Source organism: Vibrio sp. Vb1980 (assembly GCF_033338615.1).
GTDB lineage: Bacteria > Pseudomonadota > Gammaproteobacteria > Enterobacterales > Vibrionaceae > Vibrio > Vibrio alginolyticus.
The window spans coordinates 97491-116600 of record NZ_JAWOSZ010000013.1; the positions used below are offsets into that span (position 1 = coordinate 97491).

Below are 19110 nucleotides of genomic sequence, written 5' to 3' on the forward strand. Positions count from 1 at the left end.
TAAAAGAGCGATCTTTGAGTAGAACGAGAGCAATGTCAGGACATACTGGAGGAAGCAATATGTCTTCATACGAAAAAGAATACTTATGGGCGAAGAATGAACCGGAGAGTTTTTGGCGCGCTCAAGCGGAGAATCTCGATTGGTTTGAATCTCCTAAAACTATCTTGAAATCTGATGAAAACGGCATAGAACGTTGGTTTCCAGATGGTGTAATGAATACGTGCTGGTTAGCATTAGATTACCATTGCGAGCAAGGACGCGGTGATAATACTGCACTCATTTATGACTCGCCAGTGACAGGTCGTAAAGCCACGTACACCTATAGCGATCTACGTGACCAAGTAGCAAAAATTGCTGGCATGCTGTCTGCTCAAGGTGTTGAAAAAGGCGACCGAGTCGTTATTTATATGCCGATGATCCCAGAAGCCGCAATGGCGATGCTTGCCTGCGCGCGTTTGGGGGCGATTCATTCCGTAGTATTCGGTGGTTTTGCACCTAATGAGCTTGCTGTACGAATTGAAGATGCAGAGCCGAAAGTGATCATGACGGCGTCGTGCGGGATTGAGATCAACAAAGTCATTCCATACAAACCAATGGTAGACAAAGCCATTATGGACAGCCGTTGGAAGCCTGAGAAAGTGTTTGTTTTCCAACGTCCAGAGTGCGACGCTGAGCTAAACCAAGAAAGAGACTTAGATTGGCAGCGAGAGTACAAACAAGCGCTGCCACATGGTTGTGTTCCGGTGTTAGCAACCGATCCGCTCTACATACTTTATACATCGGGCACGACAGGTAAGCCGAAAGGCGTTGTGCGTGATAACGGTGGCCATGCTGTCGCGATGAAGTACTCCATGAGCGCAATCTATAACATTCCTCAAGATGGCGTCTTTTGGGCGGCATCTGATGTGGGCTGGGTAGTAGGGCACTCTTACATTGTTTACGCTCCACTGATTCACGGTTGCACTACTATCCTATTCGAAGGCAAGCCTGTTCGAACACCGGATCCTGGCGCATTTTGGCGAGTGTGTGATGAATATAAAGTAGATGCGTTGTTCTCTGCACCAACGGCGTTTCGTGCGATTAAGAAAGAGGATCCGGAAGGCGAGCACTTAAAACAGTACGACTTGTCGAATCTGAAAACCATCTTTATGGCGGGAGAACGCCTTGACCCTCCGACACTGGAGTGGGTTCAGAGCAAAGCGGACAAGCCCGTTATTGACCACTGGTGGCAAACCGAGACGGGCTGGGCCATCGCTGGCAACCCGACAGGTGTCGAAATGATGCCAGTTAAAGCTGGTTCTTCGACGAAGCCCATTCCGGGTTATCAGGTCGAAATTCTGAATGAACTTGGAGAGGCTGTCGGGCCTAACCAACAAGGCTTTGTCGCATTAAAACGTCCGCTACCACCAAGTTGTCTGCCAACGGTTTGGCGTAATCATGACCGTTTTGAAACTGGTTATCTTAGCCAGTTCCCAGGCTACTACGTGTCAGGTGATGGTGGCTATCTGGATGAAGACGGTTACCTGTTTATTATGGGACGTATTGATGACGTGATTAATGTCGCGGGACACCGATTGTCGACAGGTGAAATGGAAGAAATAGTAGGAGGCCACCCAGCGATTGCAGAATGTGCGGTGGTTGGTATCCACGATGATCTAAAAGGTCAGCTTCCACTTGGCTTTGTGGTACTAAAAGACGGCGTCAAAGTGGATGAGCTAGACCTTGAAGGTGAGCTTGTTGGCAAAGTGCGTAGTGAGATAGGTGCAGTTGCTTGCTTCAAGCATGCGTTGGTTGTAGACCGTTTACCGAAAACACGTTCAGGTAAAATTTTGCGTCGAACTATACGTCAAATAGCTGATGGTGAAAAATACACCGTTCCGTCAACGATTGATGACCCAAGTAGCTTGAACGAAATTGAGCGAGTGCTACGACGCTGAGAAAAACTCAATTCTAACTAACCCCTGATCCTCGAACTCTGTTGGTTGGTTCTGCCTCTGTACGTTTATTAAGTGCAGGGGCCTTTTTGTTGTTCAAACAGTACAAACGTATCGTGAAAGCATTTGTGACTTGCCAATACGACGTTTTCCTCACAAACTACAGCCATTCCATTTTTAGTGACCCTTTGTATGACCACGTTTGCGATTAAACCTGCGTGTTTTAGCGACCTAGAGTTGCTCAACGATCTTATGTTCGAGCTTCATGATGAGCATCATCTTCAATCTCCTGAGCTTTTCAAAACGGCAGAGGAGATAGAACAAGAAAAAAGCATTGCTCGATATATTGACGACCCTGAGTGCCTTGTTTACGTAGCAAAACAAGGAGATGAAATTATTGGCTTTATCTCTGGTCACTTCTGTGAACTTATTTCTACCGTCAGCCAGCCAGTTATGATGGGAAGTGTGGATGAGCTCTATGTGCTGCCTGAATATCGAAAACAAGGTACGGCGCAGGCATTGATTAATAAAATTGAGTCAACGTTCTCTGATTACGGTGCAAAACAGATGTTTGTTGAAGTATGGCATTTTAACCAGGGCGCAATATCTTTGTATGAAAAACAAGGATTTGCACATCATATCCACTATTTAAGAAAACCGCTGAACGAATAATCGTATTTAACTTTAATATTGTGATTTAGGTTCTATCGAATTGAAATCATTCAGTTCGTCAATAGACTTTTCTCTATAAGTTGCTCGCAATGTTAACAAATTGATATGCACCCACATTGGTATCGGCGTTTTTGTCTGCTTGTTTATTAGTAGCACGAGGATCGTGCTTACAAAAACAAGAGGACAATATTTTGAAACTAACAAAATCGTTACTTGCTTTAGCCGTTTTGCCAATGTTCGCAAGTGCTGATGATTTGTCTCAGACGCAAAATCACACTATCCAACCCCAGATCGTAGGCGGAGTAACTGCCGACCCACGTGACTGGAAATTCTACACCCAAATTGTTAGTCGTTATGGTAACCGATCGTATTGTGGGGCCAGTTATATCGGGAATGGTTACGTCCTGACTGCTGCACATTGTGTTGAGGGTGATTCTCCGAGTCAGATTGCGGTTAAAATCGGTGGCGTTGTTTATAACGGTAGTGATGGTGTTCGTGCAAACGTCAGTGAGATCCATATGCACCCGGCATATCGCCGCGCGACGCTTTCTCATGACCTCGCGGTATTGAAGCTCGACTCTGTGCCTCAAGGTGTTTCTTCAGTTGAGATTGCGAATGGTAGTCTAACGCAATACGCGAGCATCGGAGATTGGCTTAGTGTTGCTGGCTTAGGGCGAACTTCTGAAGGAGGAAGCTCTCCGTCTCGATTGCAGGAGGTTGACGTCCCACTTGTGTCGGATATGACTTGCCGTCAAGCCGGTGGCAACTACACAACGGTTGGAGAAGTGTCATTCTGTGCGGGTATTCCTCAAGGTGGGATAGATTCTTGTCAGGGAGATAGTGGTGGTCCAATCGTTATTAATCGCAGTGGTGTAATTACTCAACTTGGTGTGGTCAGTTGGGGAATAGGTTGTGCTCGTCCTGGTATGTATGGGGTTTATAGCGATATCGCTGCTATGCGCAATTTTGTCGATGGTGTTATCGGAACAGCAACACCACCAAAAGAAAATGTTTCTGTTGGATACACCACCGAACAGACACTGGCATCATTTAATGTTGGGGAGTTACAGCAACATAGCTTTGTTATCCAGAATTCAGGGAACACCACGTTCACTGTGGAAAATGTTCGCGCGTTTGCTTCGGGTGTTACTGATGCAGCTGTTATTGCCAATGATCAGTGCTCTCAGGCGACGTTAGCAATGAATGCAAGTTGTCGTGTTGATGTTGAATTTGGTGCTACTCAGAGCGGAGAAGCAAGAGTGGCTTTGAACTTCAACGTTGATAAGACCAGCACACAATACCAAGCGTTAGTATCCGCTCAAGCGAAAACGGTGACAACGCCTCCCACAGATAGCTGTAAAACTGTATGGCAAGCCAGCTTAGTGTATCTCAAAGGAGATACGGTTACTTGGAATGGTAAAGTTTGGCAAGCGCAGTGGTGGACTCAAGGTGATAATCCAGCAGACTCAGGGCCTTGGGGTGTTTGGCAAAAAGTCGGCGATGCGAATTGCACGTCTAACTAACGATCGGGCCAGTGAATTTGATTCGTTGACCATGAGATAAGATTCATTCTTGGTTTCAACGATCAGTACATAGTTACCATAACTGGGGTTTATTGTTTGCGAATAATAAGCCCTTTTTTATTGTGTCAACTATGAGAACCCACAAAATGTGTATGACTTTGTCCTGACGTTATCTTTATATAACTGGCAGAATTGCGATCAACATTTTATGTTTTGTCTGATTTTTGTCAGGTTTGCATTAAATTATTCTCCAGTGAGCGTTGAGATCAGGTTTTACGCGATCAACTCAGTTTGGCATAACTCGTTACTTAATTTTTGTCGAAAAAGATAAGATTAACTGCCATGATTCATTGGTTATCATTATGTTTATTTAAGGTCATATTTTGTGTTGAGACAGCTGTTATTACTCATCCTTTGTTTTATTTTGTTACCTGTTTCACCGATTTCTACGGCTAAAGCCACTGCGAGCGAAGTTAAAGGAGCGCTCTGTATTGTTCGCGCTGATGACAAGTTAGTGCTAGTTCATGAAGTATTAACGGATAAGATTTCTCTACCTGGCGGAACCATTATTGATGGTGAGTCTCCACAAGTTGCTGCTCAACGAGAAACGTGGGAAGAAACCGGTATAGTGGTTACGGTTGGAGAGGAGCTTGGCAGAACGGACACTGCGGTTTTTTACGACTGTATATCAGACTCTGACATTATCGCTTTTTCTATGAATAATTCTTTAGGTGGAAATGAACTGCCTATTTGGTTTGCCCCTCATTATGGAGTAGAAGTTGCGTCAGCGATGTTGCTTAGCCCATCTGAATTACCATCATCTTTATATCGTTATCCTGAGCAATGGCCACAAGCCACTCAGTTTTTTGATCAAGCTACCAAGCAATCAGTATCTTATGTGACTCAGTTGATCGAATCCGCGCCTTCATTTCGTCAGGTTGAATTGGCGTGGCTGATAGATTTACAGAGTTGGGTAGGGGCGTTGTCAGAAACGAGTTACGAGGTAGCTAGTCAGATCTCGAAACTCGTTATAGATCTGATAGAACCGACGGTACTACTCTTTCTATTTCCTTTTGCCATGATGCGCTTTGGTAGCCGGTTTGTGTACCGACTCTTTTTCGCAATTAGTACAACGTCGCTTATGGTGCTTGTCGCTCAACAAGGCTTTTCGCTACCGCGCCCACATGTCTATATACCAATGATGGAGTTAACGCACAGCTTTGGCTTTAGTTTTCCTAGCTTGCCTATCGCTGTGTGGTTTTGTGTGCTGACGTTCTTGTTTCATAGAACCCAGTATTTTGGTTTGAATGGAACAACGGCAGTCTTCGTGTTCATCACTCTTACTGTGGTGTTAGGTAAGTTTTTCCTCGGCAGTGCCTTTATTTTAGATATGTTATTTGGCGCGCTGTTAGGCAGCTTGGTGGCTTGGCATGTTCTTCGACTGGAAACAAATCAAGATGTGAACGTTGATCAAGTTCTAAGCTCAAAAGGCGTCTGGTTAATTATGACTGCGGCAACAGCGGTCATCTCCGTCATCTGGCCATTACCTGTGTTTGGTCGCTGGCTAGCAATTTTAATCACTGCATCAGCGTTGGTCATGACATTTAAAGAGTCGAAAGCACATTTAGATACTCGGCAGATGATCTTTGTGACGCTGGCATTGTTGCTTGTTGATCAACTCTATTTGTACTCGGCTAATATCGTATCGTTTAGCGGTTTGTGGTCATTAGTCTTGTCGACGTTACATTATCCATTATTAATGTTGTTATTTATGCTGCTTGCAAGGAAGCTGACTTGTGAAAACCAACCGAGCAAAACGTTGCTAGATTGATGGCTGTATTTGTTATCTATTAGTATTTAAGTAAAAACAAAGCCTTGCATTACAGCAAGGCTTTTACACGTTTAGTCCACGAACAACGCCGCTTGCCTATCTTGGACGGCTAGGGATGTTAAACGTAAGAAGCTTAACGCAACAGACATGGCGGAAAGGGCTATGCATTGAGCACGAACTTTTCTATAGCTTTAGCGACACCGTGCTCATCATTACTTGCCGTAATGTAGTCAGCGATTTGCTTGGTTTCTTCCATTGCATTTGCCATCGCGATACCAAGGCCAGCGTATTTCAGCATGTGGTGGTCATTTTCTGCGTCACCCATACAGATAACTTCTTCCGGTTTAATTCCCAGATACTCGGCAATTGCGGCAACACCAATACCTTTGTTGCTCGCAGGGTTAAGAAACTCAAGGAAAAACGGAGCGCTTTGAACAACCGTAAACGCTTCGCGCATTTCAGCTGGCAGTGCTGCTATAACTTCTGTTAGTTTGCTTGGCTCTGCAACCATCATAGCTTTGATGATTGGATGATCGTCTTCTAGTGATTCGAAGTTCATCTCGGTGACATTTAAGCCATTTATCTTTGCTTCAATATCGGTGTAAGGGTTGTGTTCGTTGGTGATTAAACCATGAACTTGACTAAAAGCATGGACGTACGCACCTAGCTCTTCGGCTTTTCGCGCCACCAATTTTGCAGCTTTACCATCTATGATTTGCTGGTGGATGATGTCGTTTGTGCCTACGTTCTTGACCATCGAACCGTTGTAGTAAAGAACAAAATCTCGATCGGAATGGATATTCAGTTCGTCGAGCTTGTCTTGCATTCCTTCTAATGGGCGACCAGAAGCGAGAACGACAGTAACGCCTGCTTCTCGAGCTTTTGCGATCGCTTGTTTGTTTTCTTCAGAAATGGCTTTATCACTATTGAGTAGCGTGCCATCCATATCTAGTGCGATCAGTTTATACATCATTTCTTACCTTAAAGTTTTTTGGGAGCTGTCAGTGAATAAGGCTTGGTTTAACGTTAACCAGAAACCTATATTCATTACGCTATGAAACTACAAAATGGTCTATTTTAACAATTAATTTTTGGTTTAAATTGACCTAGACACGCGTGTCCATTATGGTCTTCGCCTCGAAATGTTATGAGTTGAGTGAGTTCTGCGTTGTATAAGCTAAATGAGATGTTTGAAACCATCCAAGGGGAAGGGGTTTTCACTGGAGTCCCTGCTGTTTTTGTTCGGCTTCAAGAGTGTCCGGTTGGTTGCTCATGGTGCGATACCAAACAAACGTGGTATGCAGATGAGAATGATCAACGTCAAATAGGCGATATTCTGGTGAAAACGGAAGACTCTCCGACGTGGTGTGTTGCATCTGCCGAGAACATCGTAGAGCAATATCAACAGCAAGGCTTTAATGCTAAGCATATCGTGATTACTGGTGGAGAGCCTTGTATTTATGATCTGCGCCCTTTAACAAAGGCGTTTGAAGATATGGGGTGCCAATGCCAAATTGAAACCAGTGGCACATCAGAAGTGATTACTTCAGAAAATACGTGGGTGACAGTGTCACCAAAAGTAGCAATGAAAGGTAAATTACCAGTGCTTAATAGCGCGTTAGAGCGGGCAAATGAGATTAAGCATCCAGTCGGTACCCAGAAAGACATCGACCACCTTGATGATCTTTTAGCAAATGCGAACGTAGCGGCTGAGACTATCATTGCACTACAACCAATTAGCCAGAAGCCTCGTGCTACGCAATTGTGTATTGATACGTGTATTGCCCGCAATTGGCGTTTGTCTGTTCAAACTCATAAATATTTGAGTATTGCTTAGACGAGAGACTCGTCATCATTCGAGGTAGCTTTTCTATCTAATCCCGGTTTCGCGAGTAATGCCGTTGGTAGCTTTGCTATCGAAACATTGTCGATATATCTAAGCAATTTATAGCGTTGTAAAAGCTAAGCAGTGTTGGCTGTTGTGGTGTAGTGCTATCTTTGGTTCGACAATCGTTTCGCATTTAATTGATGCCACCAATCTGGCGGCATCAAAATAAAGCTCTGTTGGCTGGAGTTTCACGCTGAGATAAAACGTTTAGAAGCTAACGCAAAAGGTTTTATCCCAGCGCTATTACCGCTAACAAAGACTATTTGCTCGCTAAGTATTCTTCTAAGCCGCTTTGTCGCAGTAGGCACGCTGGGCATTCACCACAGCCTTTACCAACGATTCCGTTGTAACATGTTAACGTATTGTTTTGGACAAACTCCAACATATTGTGCTTATCAGCTAGAGCCCAGGTCTCTGCTTTAGTAAGCCACATTAAAGGAGCCTTAATATTGAAGGCTTTATCCATACCTAAATTGCAAGAGAGATTTAGAGAGCGAATAAAGTTGTCTCGGCAGTCAGGGTAACCACTAAAGTCTGTTTCGCAAACTCCCGTAATGATGTCTTGAATACCAAGCTGGTAAGCATGGATACATGCGTAAGTAAGAAAGAGGATGTTTCTCCCTGGAACGAATGTATTGGGTACGTTAGCGTCGCTTAAGTCATTAGATACCGGAATGTTGTCTCTTGTCAGCGAGCTTATCGCTAACTCATTAATTGATTTTACATCCAGGACTTTGTGGCTTTTGATGTTAAGTTGCTTACCTAATTCGATAGCGATATCTATTTCATCTGAATGACGCTGGCCATAATCAAACGTTATAGCATGAACCTCATCATATGTATTTAATGCATCGATTAAGCAGGTCGTAGAGTCCTGCCCACCGGAAAAAACCACAAGTGCTTTTGTTGTAGCCATGTTGAACCCTTAGTTATGCTCTTTGATTCTTTGGTATTGATACGTATTCTTAGGCGTTTAATCCCAATTACGTACTCGACTTGTTCGTAGCGATTGCGTCCGCAATCAACTGGGCTGTGCTCTCAAGCACTCTTTGCTTGTCATCATTTGACAGCTTGTGGAGATTCACAGCAAGTTCAGCGGTGATTTCATCTTCACAAAAAAAATAGTTTAGAGGTACGTTTAGCTCATCTGCGATAAGTTTGAGCGTTTTTACGTCGGGAGTATGGCGCTCCCTTTCGTATTGGTTCATCCTTGCACTTGCAGAACTATCATCCATGCCGATACGGATGCCCAGTGCTTTTTGGGACAGATTCGCTTGTTTACGCGCATGCTTAAGGCGGGCTGGGAGTGGGTTATTAAACAACACTTAAAGTTCATACGAAGGACTTGGATGACTAAGATTATCTTAGTTTTTCTGATTTGTGTATACTAAGTAATGCTTAGTTATTGCCGAGGTCGCCAAGGCCGTGTATGTATAGCTAAACAAGATTTCGTATCTTTAGGTTGATTAAGTGACGTTGAATCTACTTCTTCAAAAACTGCCGTATGGAGGCGCGGGAGGAGCGAGTAAGGGCACGAGAAACCGCAGCGATTTGTAGAGCAGAATTTGCTCTTCACATAAACGTAGTCGTCTAAGTTGAAGAGCAATATTGTTCTTGATGATCAACTATATACTTAAGTAAATAACTGTGTCGCACAATAGATCAGAGCTGCTGCTAAGCTCATATTGATGACTTTGCCATATCTCTGGAATTGCGATTGAAGTAGCTTTCCTGCAACGGCCCAAACTACGTTGCTAAGAAGTGCGATCAAAGCAAGAATGAGGCTAGTCGCTAAGATCCAGTAGATATTCTGAGTGTGGGGCAGTACGAACGTAGAAATAGAGGTAATTCCATAAAGAATGATTTTCACATTAACGAACTGCAAACCGAAACCTGTTAAGAAACTGATACCTTTAGAATTATCCGATGAAGTTTTGATCTCACTCGTAGCAAGCCCCCAAGCCAACCAAACAATGTAAGCTGCTCCAATCCATGTTAGCCAAGGTGTAATCACGGGCAAGAGGCTGATCATGTTATACGTGAAAGCGCCACAAAGTAGCATCAAAACAACATAGCCACAAAACATCCCCGAAATCACTTTTGTTGAGCGTTTTAGTCCATATTGCGTCGCGATGCTGAGCGATAAAATGTTGTTTGGCCCTGGTGTAATTGAAGTAATGATTACGTAAGTAAAAAATGCGGTGTAGATGGCGGTCATCTCTATCTCTCCTGTTTTTACTGCACTATACTTCGCTACAATTGATTAAAAAATTGAATAAATTAAAACTTAGACTTTTAATTTATTGAACTGTTGGTTGTGGAGTCTAGTCATGAATCTAAAACGCTTTCTTACTTTTAAAGCTATTGTTGAAGAAGGATCGTTTCTAAAAGCGTCACAGAAGCTTTATTGCACGCAATCAACCGTCACCTTTCAAATCAAGCAGTTGGAACAAGATCTGTCTTTGCAGCTGTTCGAAAAAATAGGGCGTAAGATGGTTTTGACTCAAGCAGGAGAAAAGATACTGCCTTACGTCTATGAACTGGCGCGAGTGATGGAAAATATTGAGGGAACAGCACAGCAAGAAAACTCGGAGCCGACCGGTGAATTGAAAGTGCTGGTTGCTGAGACTCAACTTGCTTATAAGATGGCTAATGTTTTAAAAGAGTTCAGGATCAGAGCGCCCAATGTCCGACTCTCTCTGCAATCACAAAATTGCTATCAGATTCGAGATGAGTTGATAGCGGATAAAGCTGATTTAGGTGTGTTTTATCGAGTAGGTAATGACGATACGCTCAAGGTCCACGAGTTTGAGCAGGAGCCACTGGTATTGGTTGCTTCACCGCTTTTAAAAGGGCTAGATTTAAAGAAGAGAGAGCAACATATTGATTTAGGGTTTATAAGCAATGGCCCTAAGTGCCTTTTTCGACAGATGTTTGAGAGCATTATTCAGGAGCGTGATACTAGCATCGACAACATGATCGAACTTAGCAGTATTAATACGATCAAAAACTGCGTTGAGAGTAATATTGGTATCTCTTATTTACCTCGTTTTACGGTTGAAAAAGAGTTGCAAGAGGGCAGTTTACAAGAGCTTGAGTTCACCGAATTTTCACAGATGATCAAGCCACTTTGTGCTTATCATGCTGGGAAGTGTGTGACGCCGGCGATGGAAGTCTTTATTGATTGTATGCGTAACGAGTATGAACGGTTTTCTACTCAGAGCCGGTGATCTTTAATATGTTCTATCTGACATAGTTTCGTTTTTACTCCTTTTTACTTTTTAAGTGGCTACTTCTAATTTATTGATTTTTATTGCTTTGTTGTGAATCCGACTGTTGTGGGATGATAAATGGGATCTGATGTGAAGAGCTATTTATTGACGGAAAGAGATAAGATATAAAAACGACGGCGTGTGATAACTAGATTAGATAAGGTTACATAATTAACAGTGTAATAAATGCCATTCTTTATGGATTATTTTCAACGAGACTTAATTGTTACGGTTCGTTATTATTAACTCGTTAACGCATCCATTGCTAGGAAGTTAACTTACGCATATTGTTTTTTTCATCATTTGCAGCAAATATAATTTGCTGCTTTTTTTTAGCCAAAAAAGTTCAAAGCTTGAACTACAAGCTCTGAACTCTTATTTATACTTAGTGATTTTCTACTTTAATAAGTAAAACACCGTTTAAAAGTATCGCGTAACCTAGTAACTCTAAGCTTTCTTCAACCAAGTTTTTCACGTCTCTATTGTATGAGTTCCCCATGAACTCGACCCAAAAATCACCATACCCTGCAAAGCGTGAGAATAAGAAAACAATAAAAAAGCCAATCGTTAATGTCGTGAAGCTAGAATGAGAAATGAAAAGTTTTACCTCATTTTTTATGTTAACTATATTATTAAAACAAAAATAACAGACCGAGACTATTATAATCCAAGCAGGGTACTTCCATGAACCGTGAGGGAAATACTGCTCTATGTGGTAGTCCATTTCTCTAACGAATATAACCATAAAAAATGAAGACATTATTACTAATATGTGTTTGAGTTCAAGATATTCCTTAGATTTATACAAACACATTAACGATGAAAAAAGCACAAATGCTATTTGAGTCATTTCTATTAGAGAGTTCTCCGATGTGCTTTTGTCCATTTTTACGCTAAAATAAATCGTTGCTAACGTATAAATAACCAAAAAAATAAGATAAGATATTTTATATACTAACAAACTAGTGACCGAGGTGTGTTTTTCTTTAATATACATCGTAACTTGTATAGGTGATGGATTTGTTAGTATTATAAATCAAGAATTTTTTATATTTAGTGAATTAAGCGCCATTTAGAATGGAACTTAATTCACCTAACGTTAAACTTCGATGAATATTAAACATTCCTGGTTTAATTTATTGATTTTATTTGATGTTTTATTTTATGTTTATTTTGGTTAAATAGAATCACCTAGCTTTTATTGAAATGCTTTTCCCATATTGGTGGTATGCCAATTTCTTCTTGAACGATATCAATGAATGCCCTAACCAATGGTGATTGCTGACGGTGTGAGTACATGGCATAAATATCACCAAAATCTTGAGTTTCATATTCTGGTAAAAGTTGAACTAAATTAGAAGACTCTAGGTTGTTAGGGAGCATAAATTGACCTATAAGTGCTGCGCCCAGACCTGACTTTACGCTTTCAATTATTAGCTCAGCTTCATTGACCATGTATGATCCTGATATTGGGTATGTATCTAAACCATCTGATTTTTCTTTGTCGTAGAATTTAAGTTTATCGACAATAAAATTACCATTTGAATAAATAATAAAAGGTAGCTTAACTAACTCATCAGGCGTTTCTGGGTTACCATGTTTTTCAATTAAATTTCGAGAAGCAATGATTGCAGTCGTATTTTTTGCTAATTTTCTTGCTACCATTGATGAATCCCTCATAGGTCCGATTCGAAAAGCAATATCAAAATTACTTCTAATCACGTCTACATGAAGATCATCTAGCATTAGTTCAACACTTGCTTTTGGGTACTTATGTAAAAACTTCTCTATCGAAGGTTGTAGATAGAGTTTTCCAAATAATGTTGAGCTTGAAATTCGTACTTTCCCTGAAGGCTCAGTCTGAAAGTTCTCCGCTATTTGTTGAGTATCATCAAGGAGTTGAGATATTTGGTCTGCTTTTTCAACTATTTGCTTGCCGACTTGCGTTAATGAAAGAGAGCGAGTTGTTCTGTTTAATAGCCTAACGCCTAAGTGCTCTTCTAACTGCTTGATGTGTTTAGATAAAACAGAGCGGTCGATATTCATCCCATCTGCTGCTTTTGCAAAAGATCCAGCTTTAGAGACTTCTAAAAGCAGGTGTAGTTTATTTGCTAAATCCACAATGTTTATCCAAGTTAGATATTAGCGTATTAGTTTCATGTATAACTACTGCTCTGTCTAGAAATTATTAATATACTTAATAACCAAAAGAAAAGGGAGCAATAGCTCCCTTTAGTATGAATTTAAATGAGTATTTATATTATGGTTATAGTGTTTGACGTTTTTTGTTTCGACTCACTAACATGTAAAAAACAGGTGTGAGTAGTAATCCAAATACCGTTACGCCTACCATACCCGAGAATACGGCAATACCCATTGCTTGTCGCATTTCCGCTCCGGCCCCTGTACCAATCATTAATGGAATAACACCAGCGGTAAATGCAATTGATGTCATTAGAATCGGTCGAAGACGTAAACGACATGCTTCCAAAATCGCTGATAAGGTATCTTGGCCATTGTCTTTAAGTTCTTTAGCGAACTCCACCATCAAGATGGCATTTTTACACGCTAGAGCCACAAGGACAATCAAAGCAATTTGTGTGAATATATTGTTGTCACCACCAATGAACCAAACACCTGCTAGTGCAGAAAAAATGGTCATAGGAACGATCAAAATGATAGCGAATGGTAGTTTTAAACTCTCGTACTGCGAAGCTAGCACCATGAAAACTAACAAAACAACAAGTGGGAATATATACACCATCGTGTTACCAGCCAAAATCTGCTGGTAGGTTACATCAGTCCATTCATAAACCATTCCCTCTGCTAGGTTTTGATCCAGTACTTCCTCAATAGCCGTTTGGGCTTGGTCAGAACTGTAACCAAAAGCAGGACTGCCGTTTAGTTCTGCACTAGGGTAGCCGTTATAGTGCATCACGCGGTCAGGCCCAATCGTGGGTATGATCTCCAGTACAGCGCCGAGAGGAACCATTTGTCCGGCAGCATTTCTTACTTTGTAGTTAAGTATTTGGTCAGGTTCGAGACGATAGTTCATGTCTGCCTGGGCATTCACTTTGTATGTTCTACCAAACATATTGAAGTCATTGACGTATAATGATCCTAAATAAACTTGAAGCGCATCAAAAACCTGCTCTAGAGGAACACCTTGCAGCATCGCTTGTTCACGATCTATTTGGATGTCCATCTGCGGCACTTGTATACGAAATGTGGAATATAATCCCATCAGCTCGGGTCTTGTTGATGCCTCACTTATTACCAAGTTCAATTGCTTGAAGAGCTCATCAAACCCCTTGTTCGCTCGGTCTTCGATTTGAAGTTTAAAGCCGCCAGTAGAGCCAAGTCCTTGGATTGGTGGTGGTGGAAAAATCGCAACGAAGGCTTCATCAATGATTGAAAAGCTCTTATTCAAAGATGCAACAATCGCATTTGCTCCGAGAGTTGGATCATTTCGTTTATCGAAGTCCTCAAGCGTAACAAAAACGATGCCACTATTCGGACTGTTAGTAAAACCATTGACCGATAAGCCTGGGAAAGAAATGGTTTGTGCTACGCCAGGTGTTGCCAGCGCGAGGTTTTCCATTTCTTTAATAACGGACTCTGTTCGATCTAAACTTGCTGCATCTGGAAGTTGGGCGATCGCAACTAAATACTGCTTATCTTGTTGAGGAATGAATCCTCCAGGAACTGCTTTGAATAGAGAAGCCGTTCCCCCGAGTAACGCAATGTATACCACCACAACAACAAGGCTAAAGCGAATCAGCTTCTTGACCAGAGCTTGATATTGGTTCGAGCTGTACTCAAAAATTCTATTGAATGGCGCAAAAACATACTTACCAAAAACCGCATCCAATAGCTTGGTTAGCCGATCGGGTTTTGCGTTCTTATCTTGTAATAGCAGTGCTGATAAAGCAGGCGATAACGTCAACGAGTTAATTGCTGAAATAATCGTCGAGATCGTAATTGTTAGTGCGAACTGCTTATAAAACTGACCGGATAACCCTGTAATAAAGGTCGTCGGGATGAACACCGCACATAACACTAAAGCAATTGCAATAATTGGCCCGGTAACTTCGGTCATTGCTTGTTTCGTTGCTTCTAGTGGTGCAAGGCCATTATGGATGTTCCGTTCCACGTTTTCGACGACGACAATGGCGTCATCGACGACGATGCCTATGGCGAGAACAAGTCCAAACAACGAAAGTGTGTTAATCGATACTCCGAGCATTTGCATTACAGCGAACGTACCGATTAATGAAACAGGCACCGCAATGATAGGGATGATAGACGCGCGCCATGTTTGCAAAAACAAAATGACTACGACAACAACAAGTACAATTGCCTCTAGCAGAGTATGAACCACCGCGTCTATCGAACCACGAACAAAGACGGTCGGGTCGTAGGCTATTTCATATGAAACTCCAGCTGGAAAGGCTGTTTGTAAACGGTCCATGGTTGAACGAACCTGATTAGATAGCTCAATAGCATTAGCACCAGGGCGCTGGAATACGGGCATCGCCACCGCTGGTTTACCATTTAACAAGGCGCGCAGTGCATAAGAGTTTTGACCTAGCTCTACGCGTGCAACGTCTTTAAGACGTGTCAAAGCCCCTGTTTCGTCAACTTTTACTACAATGTCGTTGAATTCATCAATATTCTCCAAGCGGCCTTTTACGTTCAACAAAACTTGGAATTGGTTTTCATTAGCGGCTGGTTGCGCACCTAATGAGCCTGCTGCCACCTGTTGGTTTTGAGATCGGACGGCGGAGACAACGTCCATTACGGTTAGATTTCTAGAAGCGAGCTCATCTGGATTTAACCACAAGCGCATTGAGTACTCGTCACCACCGAAAAGGCGCACATCACCAACGCCTCCGAGCCGAGCTATCTCATCTTTCAAGTTTAAATTAGCGTAGTTAGCTAAATAACTGACTTCACGGCTAGAATCTGGAGAATATATATGCACAACCATGGTGAGATCAGGAGAGGCTTTTTCGGCAACAACTCCTAACCGTTGGACGGCTTCTGGTAACCGGGGCAAAGCTGTAGTGACGCGATTTTGAATTTGAACCTGAGCTTTGTCCAAGTCCGTACCTAAAGCAAAGGTTACGGTCAATGTCATTCTGCCGTCACTGGTTGCCTGTGAAAACATATATAACATGTTTTCTGTACCATTAATTTCTTGCTCCAGAGGCGTAGCAACTGTTTCTGCGATTACTTTTGGGTTCGCACCAGGATAGTTTGCTGTAACTACTACTGTAGGAGGGACAACCTCTGGATATTCACTCACAGGCAACTGCAAAAGTGAAATTGCGCCTACTATTAATATCAATAGCGATAACATAGAGGCAAATATGGGTCTTTGAATAAAAAAGTGTGCAAATTTCATTCGGTTGTCTTCTTAGTCTTGAGCTAAACGTTTGTTTGGCAACGATGTTGAGTTTGAAGCCATAATCAATGAAGTATTGCTAATATCTAGCGTGACATTTTTTGGTGTGACTTTGCTATTTGGGCCAACTTTTGCTGGGCCATTTACCGCAATAATTGAGTCGGCGTTCAAGCCATTCTCGATAGCACGAAATGTTCCGTAACGTTCGCCTAAGGTTACGATGCTGTATTGCAACGTATTCTCTTCATTGAGTGTTAATACAAAGCGGTTTTCTAGATCTGTGCCAATAGAACGCTCTGGAACGAGAACTCGTTCAACTGGTTTGGTTGTTGATATCTGAACTCGGCCAAACGATCCCACTTTTAAGTTTGATTTTGTTGCATCGAATACCGCTCGAACCTGCAAAGTACCGGTGTTTTCGTTGATGGAGTTGTCGACAAAGTCAACGCGTCCAAAAAACACCTGCCCATTTTGTCCAGATAGTTCAAGACGAGTAGGTAAGTTAGAGTCGGCATTGATTGTCGAGAAGTAACGGTTCCAAGTTCGCTCATCGACATCAAAGTATGCATATACCTGATCGTTAGAGACAATGTTTGATATAACGCTTTGATTTGCGTTTACATTGTTTCCTTTAGTAATGAATGCTCTTGAAATAGTGCCGCTAATAGGGGCATATATCTTCGTAAACTCAAGATCTAACTTTGCGGATTCTAACTGAGCACGCAAGGCCATTAGTTCTGCAGAGCGTTGCTTTACTGCGGTATCTCGGGCCTCTGCTTGTTCCGCTGAGATGGCTTTTCGCTTAACCAGTTGGGCGGCTCTCTTTTGTTCGTTTGCTGCTTGCTCTAGCGCAGCTCGAGCACTCTTAACTTGCGCTTCAAGTCGTGAGACCTGAGCTTTGAAGGTTCGATCATCAAGAGTGACGAGTAAGTCGCCTTTGTTGACACTCTGTCCGTCTTTGAACTCTACCGTTTCAATAACTCCGGAAACGCGTGGCATTAAAGAAACTTTCTCTGGGGCTTGAAGCCTTGTTGTAAAGGTGAACCACGATTGAACGGGCTCATAGATGACTTTGGAGACGTCTATCGTAGGTAAGGGAGTATTAGGTTGCTTGGTTATCTCTTCGTCTGCACAAGCAGCTAAAACGGATAAAAGGCCAATGCCGAAAACTTTCTTTAACATTTGTCTCGCCCTAAATGATTCTGTTCATACTAAAAGGAACGGCATTGTATTCATTGTACCTATGGGTAAATAGGCCCTCAGCGAACATAGAGTAGTGATAAAAATGCACGATTAAATATTGGTCAAAATGCTCATTTTTTGGTTTGAAAAAGGTCAGTTTAGGGTTTTAAAGACGTGGAGTATTGTTAAATGTAATAAGCCATAATAGATAGGAATAACTAAACAGAAGCTAAAGATAGCGACGAAAATTAAAGCGTTTTTAATTCGTGCATTATTTGCAATTCACTGATGCAATTTGAACCATAAAAAATTGAAATTAATTTTGTAAAATCCATTTCCCATCACATAAAGAATAAAAACTAAATAAGGAATTGTGCAGTGGATCTCGCAAGCCAACTTGAATTACTACTGGATGTCTCTGAATACGGAACTTTTGCTAAAGCTGCTGACAGAAATCATATAGATCGTTCAGCTTTGTCAAAACAGATCAAAAAGCTAGAGGATGAATTAGGCTTACGGCTGTTAAACCGTTCCACACGTTCGCTATCCCTGACCAATGCAGGTGTTGAGATGGTGGCGCAAGCTAAGAAAGTAAGAGAGGTTCTAACTGAAACTCGTAGTATTGCTGCTACATTTCAGGATGAACCGAAAGGTAATCTGAAAATATCAAGCTCCACTTTCTTTGGCAGAGCATACTTAAATCAGGCAGTTAAAGAGTTTATAAAACAGTACCCAAACATTACTGTAGAGCTGCTGCTCGATGATAATCGAGTCGATGTTATCCACGAAGGTTTTGATGTTGTGTTTCGTATCGGACCAATCCGAGAGTCCAACATGATAGTACGTAAGTTGGCAAGTAATAATATGGCACTGGTTGCATCGAAGAGTTTTATTGACAAGTATGGAACCCCGAGCTCTCCAGAAGAGCTTATAAAAATGCCAGCAGTAATATACTCGAATGCTAACTTTAAGGCGGATAAGCTACGTATAGCGCCAAGCCAGTCATCAAGCGACGTTAGAACGTATAATATCAATGGGCAGTACTTCGTGAATGAAACTGAGTTAATGCTCGATGCCGTAAAATCTGATCTAGGGTATGCTTTAATTGGGCAGTTCTTTCTTCAGGAGAGTTTGAGTAAACAAGATCTTGTACAGTTGCTTCCTGATTATAATCTTCCCGCAATAGGGGAAATATATGCAATGTATACTCACCGAAATCAACAACCATTAGCCAAACTGTTCATTGATACTGTTCAAAAAATAATAGGAACGCCTCCTGTTTGGATGGATTATCTCGACTAATATGAGTACTAGGACATAATGTTTTAGATTGAGAGCTTGTTTATATTTATCCATAGAATATGGTTGAATTTGCACTTTAAAAATAATTGCCACTGTTCA

14 protein-coding genes are annotated in these 19110 nt (G+C 41.8%); 7 read left to right on the forward strand and 7 right to left on the reverse strand.

Going from position 1 to position 19110, the window contains the following annotated elements; genetic code table 11:
• The first annotated feature begins 59 nt into the window (after positions 1 to 59).
• The 4 genes from R7F64_RS18075 to R7F64_RS18090 all read left to right on the forward strand — a co-directional run bounded on the left by R7F64_RS18075 (position 60) and on the right by R7F64_RS18090 (position 5960).
• Positions 60 to 1937 (forward strand): propionyl-CoA synthetase, encoded by a 1878-nt coding sequence (locus R7F64_RS18075; protein ID WP_054866169.1) that lies wholly within the window; start codon positions 60 to 62, stop codon positions 1935 to 1937.
• A gap of 189 nt (positions 1938 to 2126) precedes the next feature.
• On the forward strand, positions 2127 to 2606 hold the full coding sequence (locus tag R7F64_RS18080) for a GNAT family N-acetyltransferase (protein ID WP_005377290.1): 480 nt from the start codon (positions 2127 to 2129) through the stop codon (positions 2604 to 2606).
• 191 nt (positions 2607 to 2797) lie between these two features.
• The gene (locus tag R7F64_RS18085; protein ID WP_042523747.1) at positions 2798 to 4129 is read left to right on the forward strand and encodes a trypsin-like serine protease; all 1332 of its coding nucleotides are present in this window, start codon (positions 2798 to 2800) and stop codon (positions 4127 to 4129) included.
• Positions 4130 to 4514: 385 nt separating this feature from the next.
• Complete coding sequence (locus R7F64_RS18090; protein WP_042523745.1) at positions 4515 to 5960, forward strand: bifunctional NUDIX hydrolase/phosphatase PAP2 family protein; 1446 nt, start codon at positions 4515 to 4517, stop codon at positions 5958 to 5960.
• A 160-nt stretch (positions 5961 to 6120) separates the two neighbouring features.
• On the opposite strand, the gene R7F64_RS18095 is transcribed toward R7F64_RS18090, so the two are convergent.
• The gene (locus R7F64_RS18095; protein WP_017821691.1) at positions 6121 to 6930 is read right to left on the reverse strand and encodes a Cof-type HAD-IIB family hydrolase; all 810 of its coding nucleotides are present in this window, start codon (positions 6928 to 6930) and stop codon (positions 6121 to 6123) included.
• Between the two features lie 216 nt (positions 6931 to 7146).
• Here R7F64_RS18095 and queE point away from each other — a divergent pair, with 216 nt between their 5' ends.
• The gene (gene queE, locus R7F64_RS18100; RefSeq protein WP_005377296.1) at positions 7147 to 7797 is read left to right on the forward strand and encodes a 7-carboxy-7-deazaguanine synthase QueE; all 651 of its coding nucleotides are present in this window, start codon (positions 7147 to 7149) and stop codon (positions 7795 to 7797) included.
• Between the two features lie 310 nt (positions 7798 to 8107).
• Here the strand turns inward: queE and queC are convergent, their stop codons facing one another.
• The 3 genes from queC to eamB all read right to left on the reverse strand — a co-directional run bounded on the left by queC (position 8108) and on the right by eamB (position 10066).
• On the reverse strand, positions 8108 to 8764 hold the full coding sequence (gene queC, locus R7F64_RS18105; protein WP_042523743.1) for a 7-cyano-7-deazaguanine synthase QueC: 657 nt from the start codon (positions 8762 to 8764) through the stop codon (positions 8108 to 8110).
• 67 nt (positions 8765 to 8831) lie between these two features.
• The gene (locus R7F64_RS18110; RefSeq protein ID WP_025768136.1) at positions 8832 to 9173 is read right to left on the reverse strand and encodes a helix-turn-helix domain-containing protein; all 342 of its coding nucleotides are present in this window, start codon (positions 9171 to 9173) and stop codon (positions 8832 to 8834) included.
• Positions 9174 to 9481: 308 nt separating this feature from the next.
• Positions 9482 to 10066, reverse strand: coding sequence for a cysteine/O-acetylserine transporter (gene eamB / locus R7F64_RS18115; protein WP_005388201.1), 585 nt, complete (start codon positions 10064 to 10066; stop codon positions 9482 to 9484).
• Positions 10067 to 10178: 112 nt separating this feature from the next.
• Between eamB and R7F64_RS18120 the strand changes: the two genes are divergently transcribed.
• Positions 10179 to 11078 (forward strand): LysR family transcriptional regulator, encoded by a 900-nt coding sequence (locus R7F64_RS18120; RefSeq protein ID WP_213970259.1) that lies wholly within the window; start codon positions 10179 to 10181, stop codon positions 11076 to 11078.
• A gap of 1233 nt (positions 11079 to 12311) precedes the next feature.
• Here R7F64_RS18120 and R7F64_RS18125 read toward each other — a convergent pair.
• The 3 genes from R7F64_RS18125 to R7F64_RS18135 form a co-directional block, all read right to left on the reverse strand.
• Positions 12312 to 13241 (reverse strand): LysR family transcriptional regulator, encoded by a 930-nt coding sequence (locus R7F64_RS18125; RefSeq protein ID WP_042523739.1) that lies wholly within the window; start codon positions 13239 to 13241, stop codon positions 12312 to 12314.
• Between the two features lie 145 nt (positions 13242 to 13386).
• The gene (locus tag R7F64_RS18130; RefSeq protein WP_025768140.1) at positions 13387 to 16527 is read right to left on the reverse strand and encodes an efflux RND transporter permease subunit; all 3141 of its coding nucleotides are present in this window, start codon (positions 16525 to 16527) and stop codon (positions 13387 to 13389) included.
• Positions 16528 to 16539: 12 nt separating this feature from the next.
• Entirely contained in the window at positions 16540 to 17709 is a 1170-nt protein-coding gene (locus R7F64_RS18135; RefSeq protein WP_025768141.1) for an efflux RND transporter periplasmic adaptor subunit, read from the reverse strand.
• Positions 17710 to 18087: 378 nt separating this feature from the next.
• Between R7F64_RS18135 and R7F64_RS18140 the strand changes: the two genes are divergently transcribed.
• Complete coding sequence (locus tag R7F64_RS18140) at positions 18088 to 19011, forward strand: LysR family transcriptional regulator (RefSeq protein ID WP_017821684.1); 924 nt, start codon at positions 18088 to 18090, stop codon at positions 19009 to 19011.
• Positions 19012 to 19110 lie beyond the last annotated feature (99 nt).

What these genes read in the sequence shown, in the direction of transcription:
- R7F64_RS18075 (WP_054866169.1), top strand. Translation starts at nt 60, where the DNA reads ATGTCTTCATACGAAAAAGAATACTTATGGGCGAAGAATGAACCGGAG.
- R7F64_RS18080 (WP_005377290.1), top strand. Translation starts at nt 2,127, where the DNA reads ATGACCACGTTTGCGATTAAACCTGCGTGTTTTAGCGACCTAGAGTTG.
- R7F64_RS18095 (WP_017821691.1), bottom strand. Translation starts at nt 6,930, where the DNA reads ATGTATAAACTGATCGCACTAGATATGGATGGCACGCTACTCAATAGT.
- queE (WP_005377296.1), top strand. Translation starts at nt 7,147, where the DNA reads ATGTTTGAAACCATCCAAGGGGAAGGGGTTTTCACTGGAGTCCCTGCT.
- queC (WP_042523743.1), bottom strand. Translation starts at nt 8,764, where the DNA reads ATGGCTACAACAAAAGCACTTGTGGTTTTTTCCGGTGGGCAGGACTCT.
- eamB (WP_005388201.1), bottom strand. Translation starts at nt 10,066, where the DNA reads ATGACCGCCATCTACACCGCATTTTTTACTTACGTAATCATTACTTCA.
- R7F64_RS18120 (WP_213970259.1), top strand. Translation starts at nt 10,179, where the DNA reads ATGAATCTAAAACGCTTTCTTACTTTTAAAGCTATTGTTGAAGAAGGA.
- R7F64_RS18130 (WP_025768140.1), bottom strand. Translation starts at nt 16,527, where the DNA reads ATGAAATTTGCACACTTTTTTATTCAAAGACCCATATTTGCCTCTATG.
- R7F64_RS18135 (WP_025768141.1), bottom strand. Translation starts at nt 17,709, where the DNA reads ATGTTAAAGAAAGTTTTCGGCATTGGCCTTTTATCCGTTTTAGCTGCT.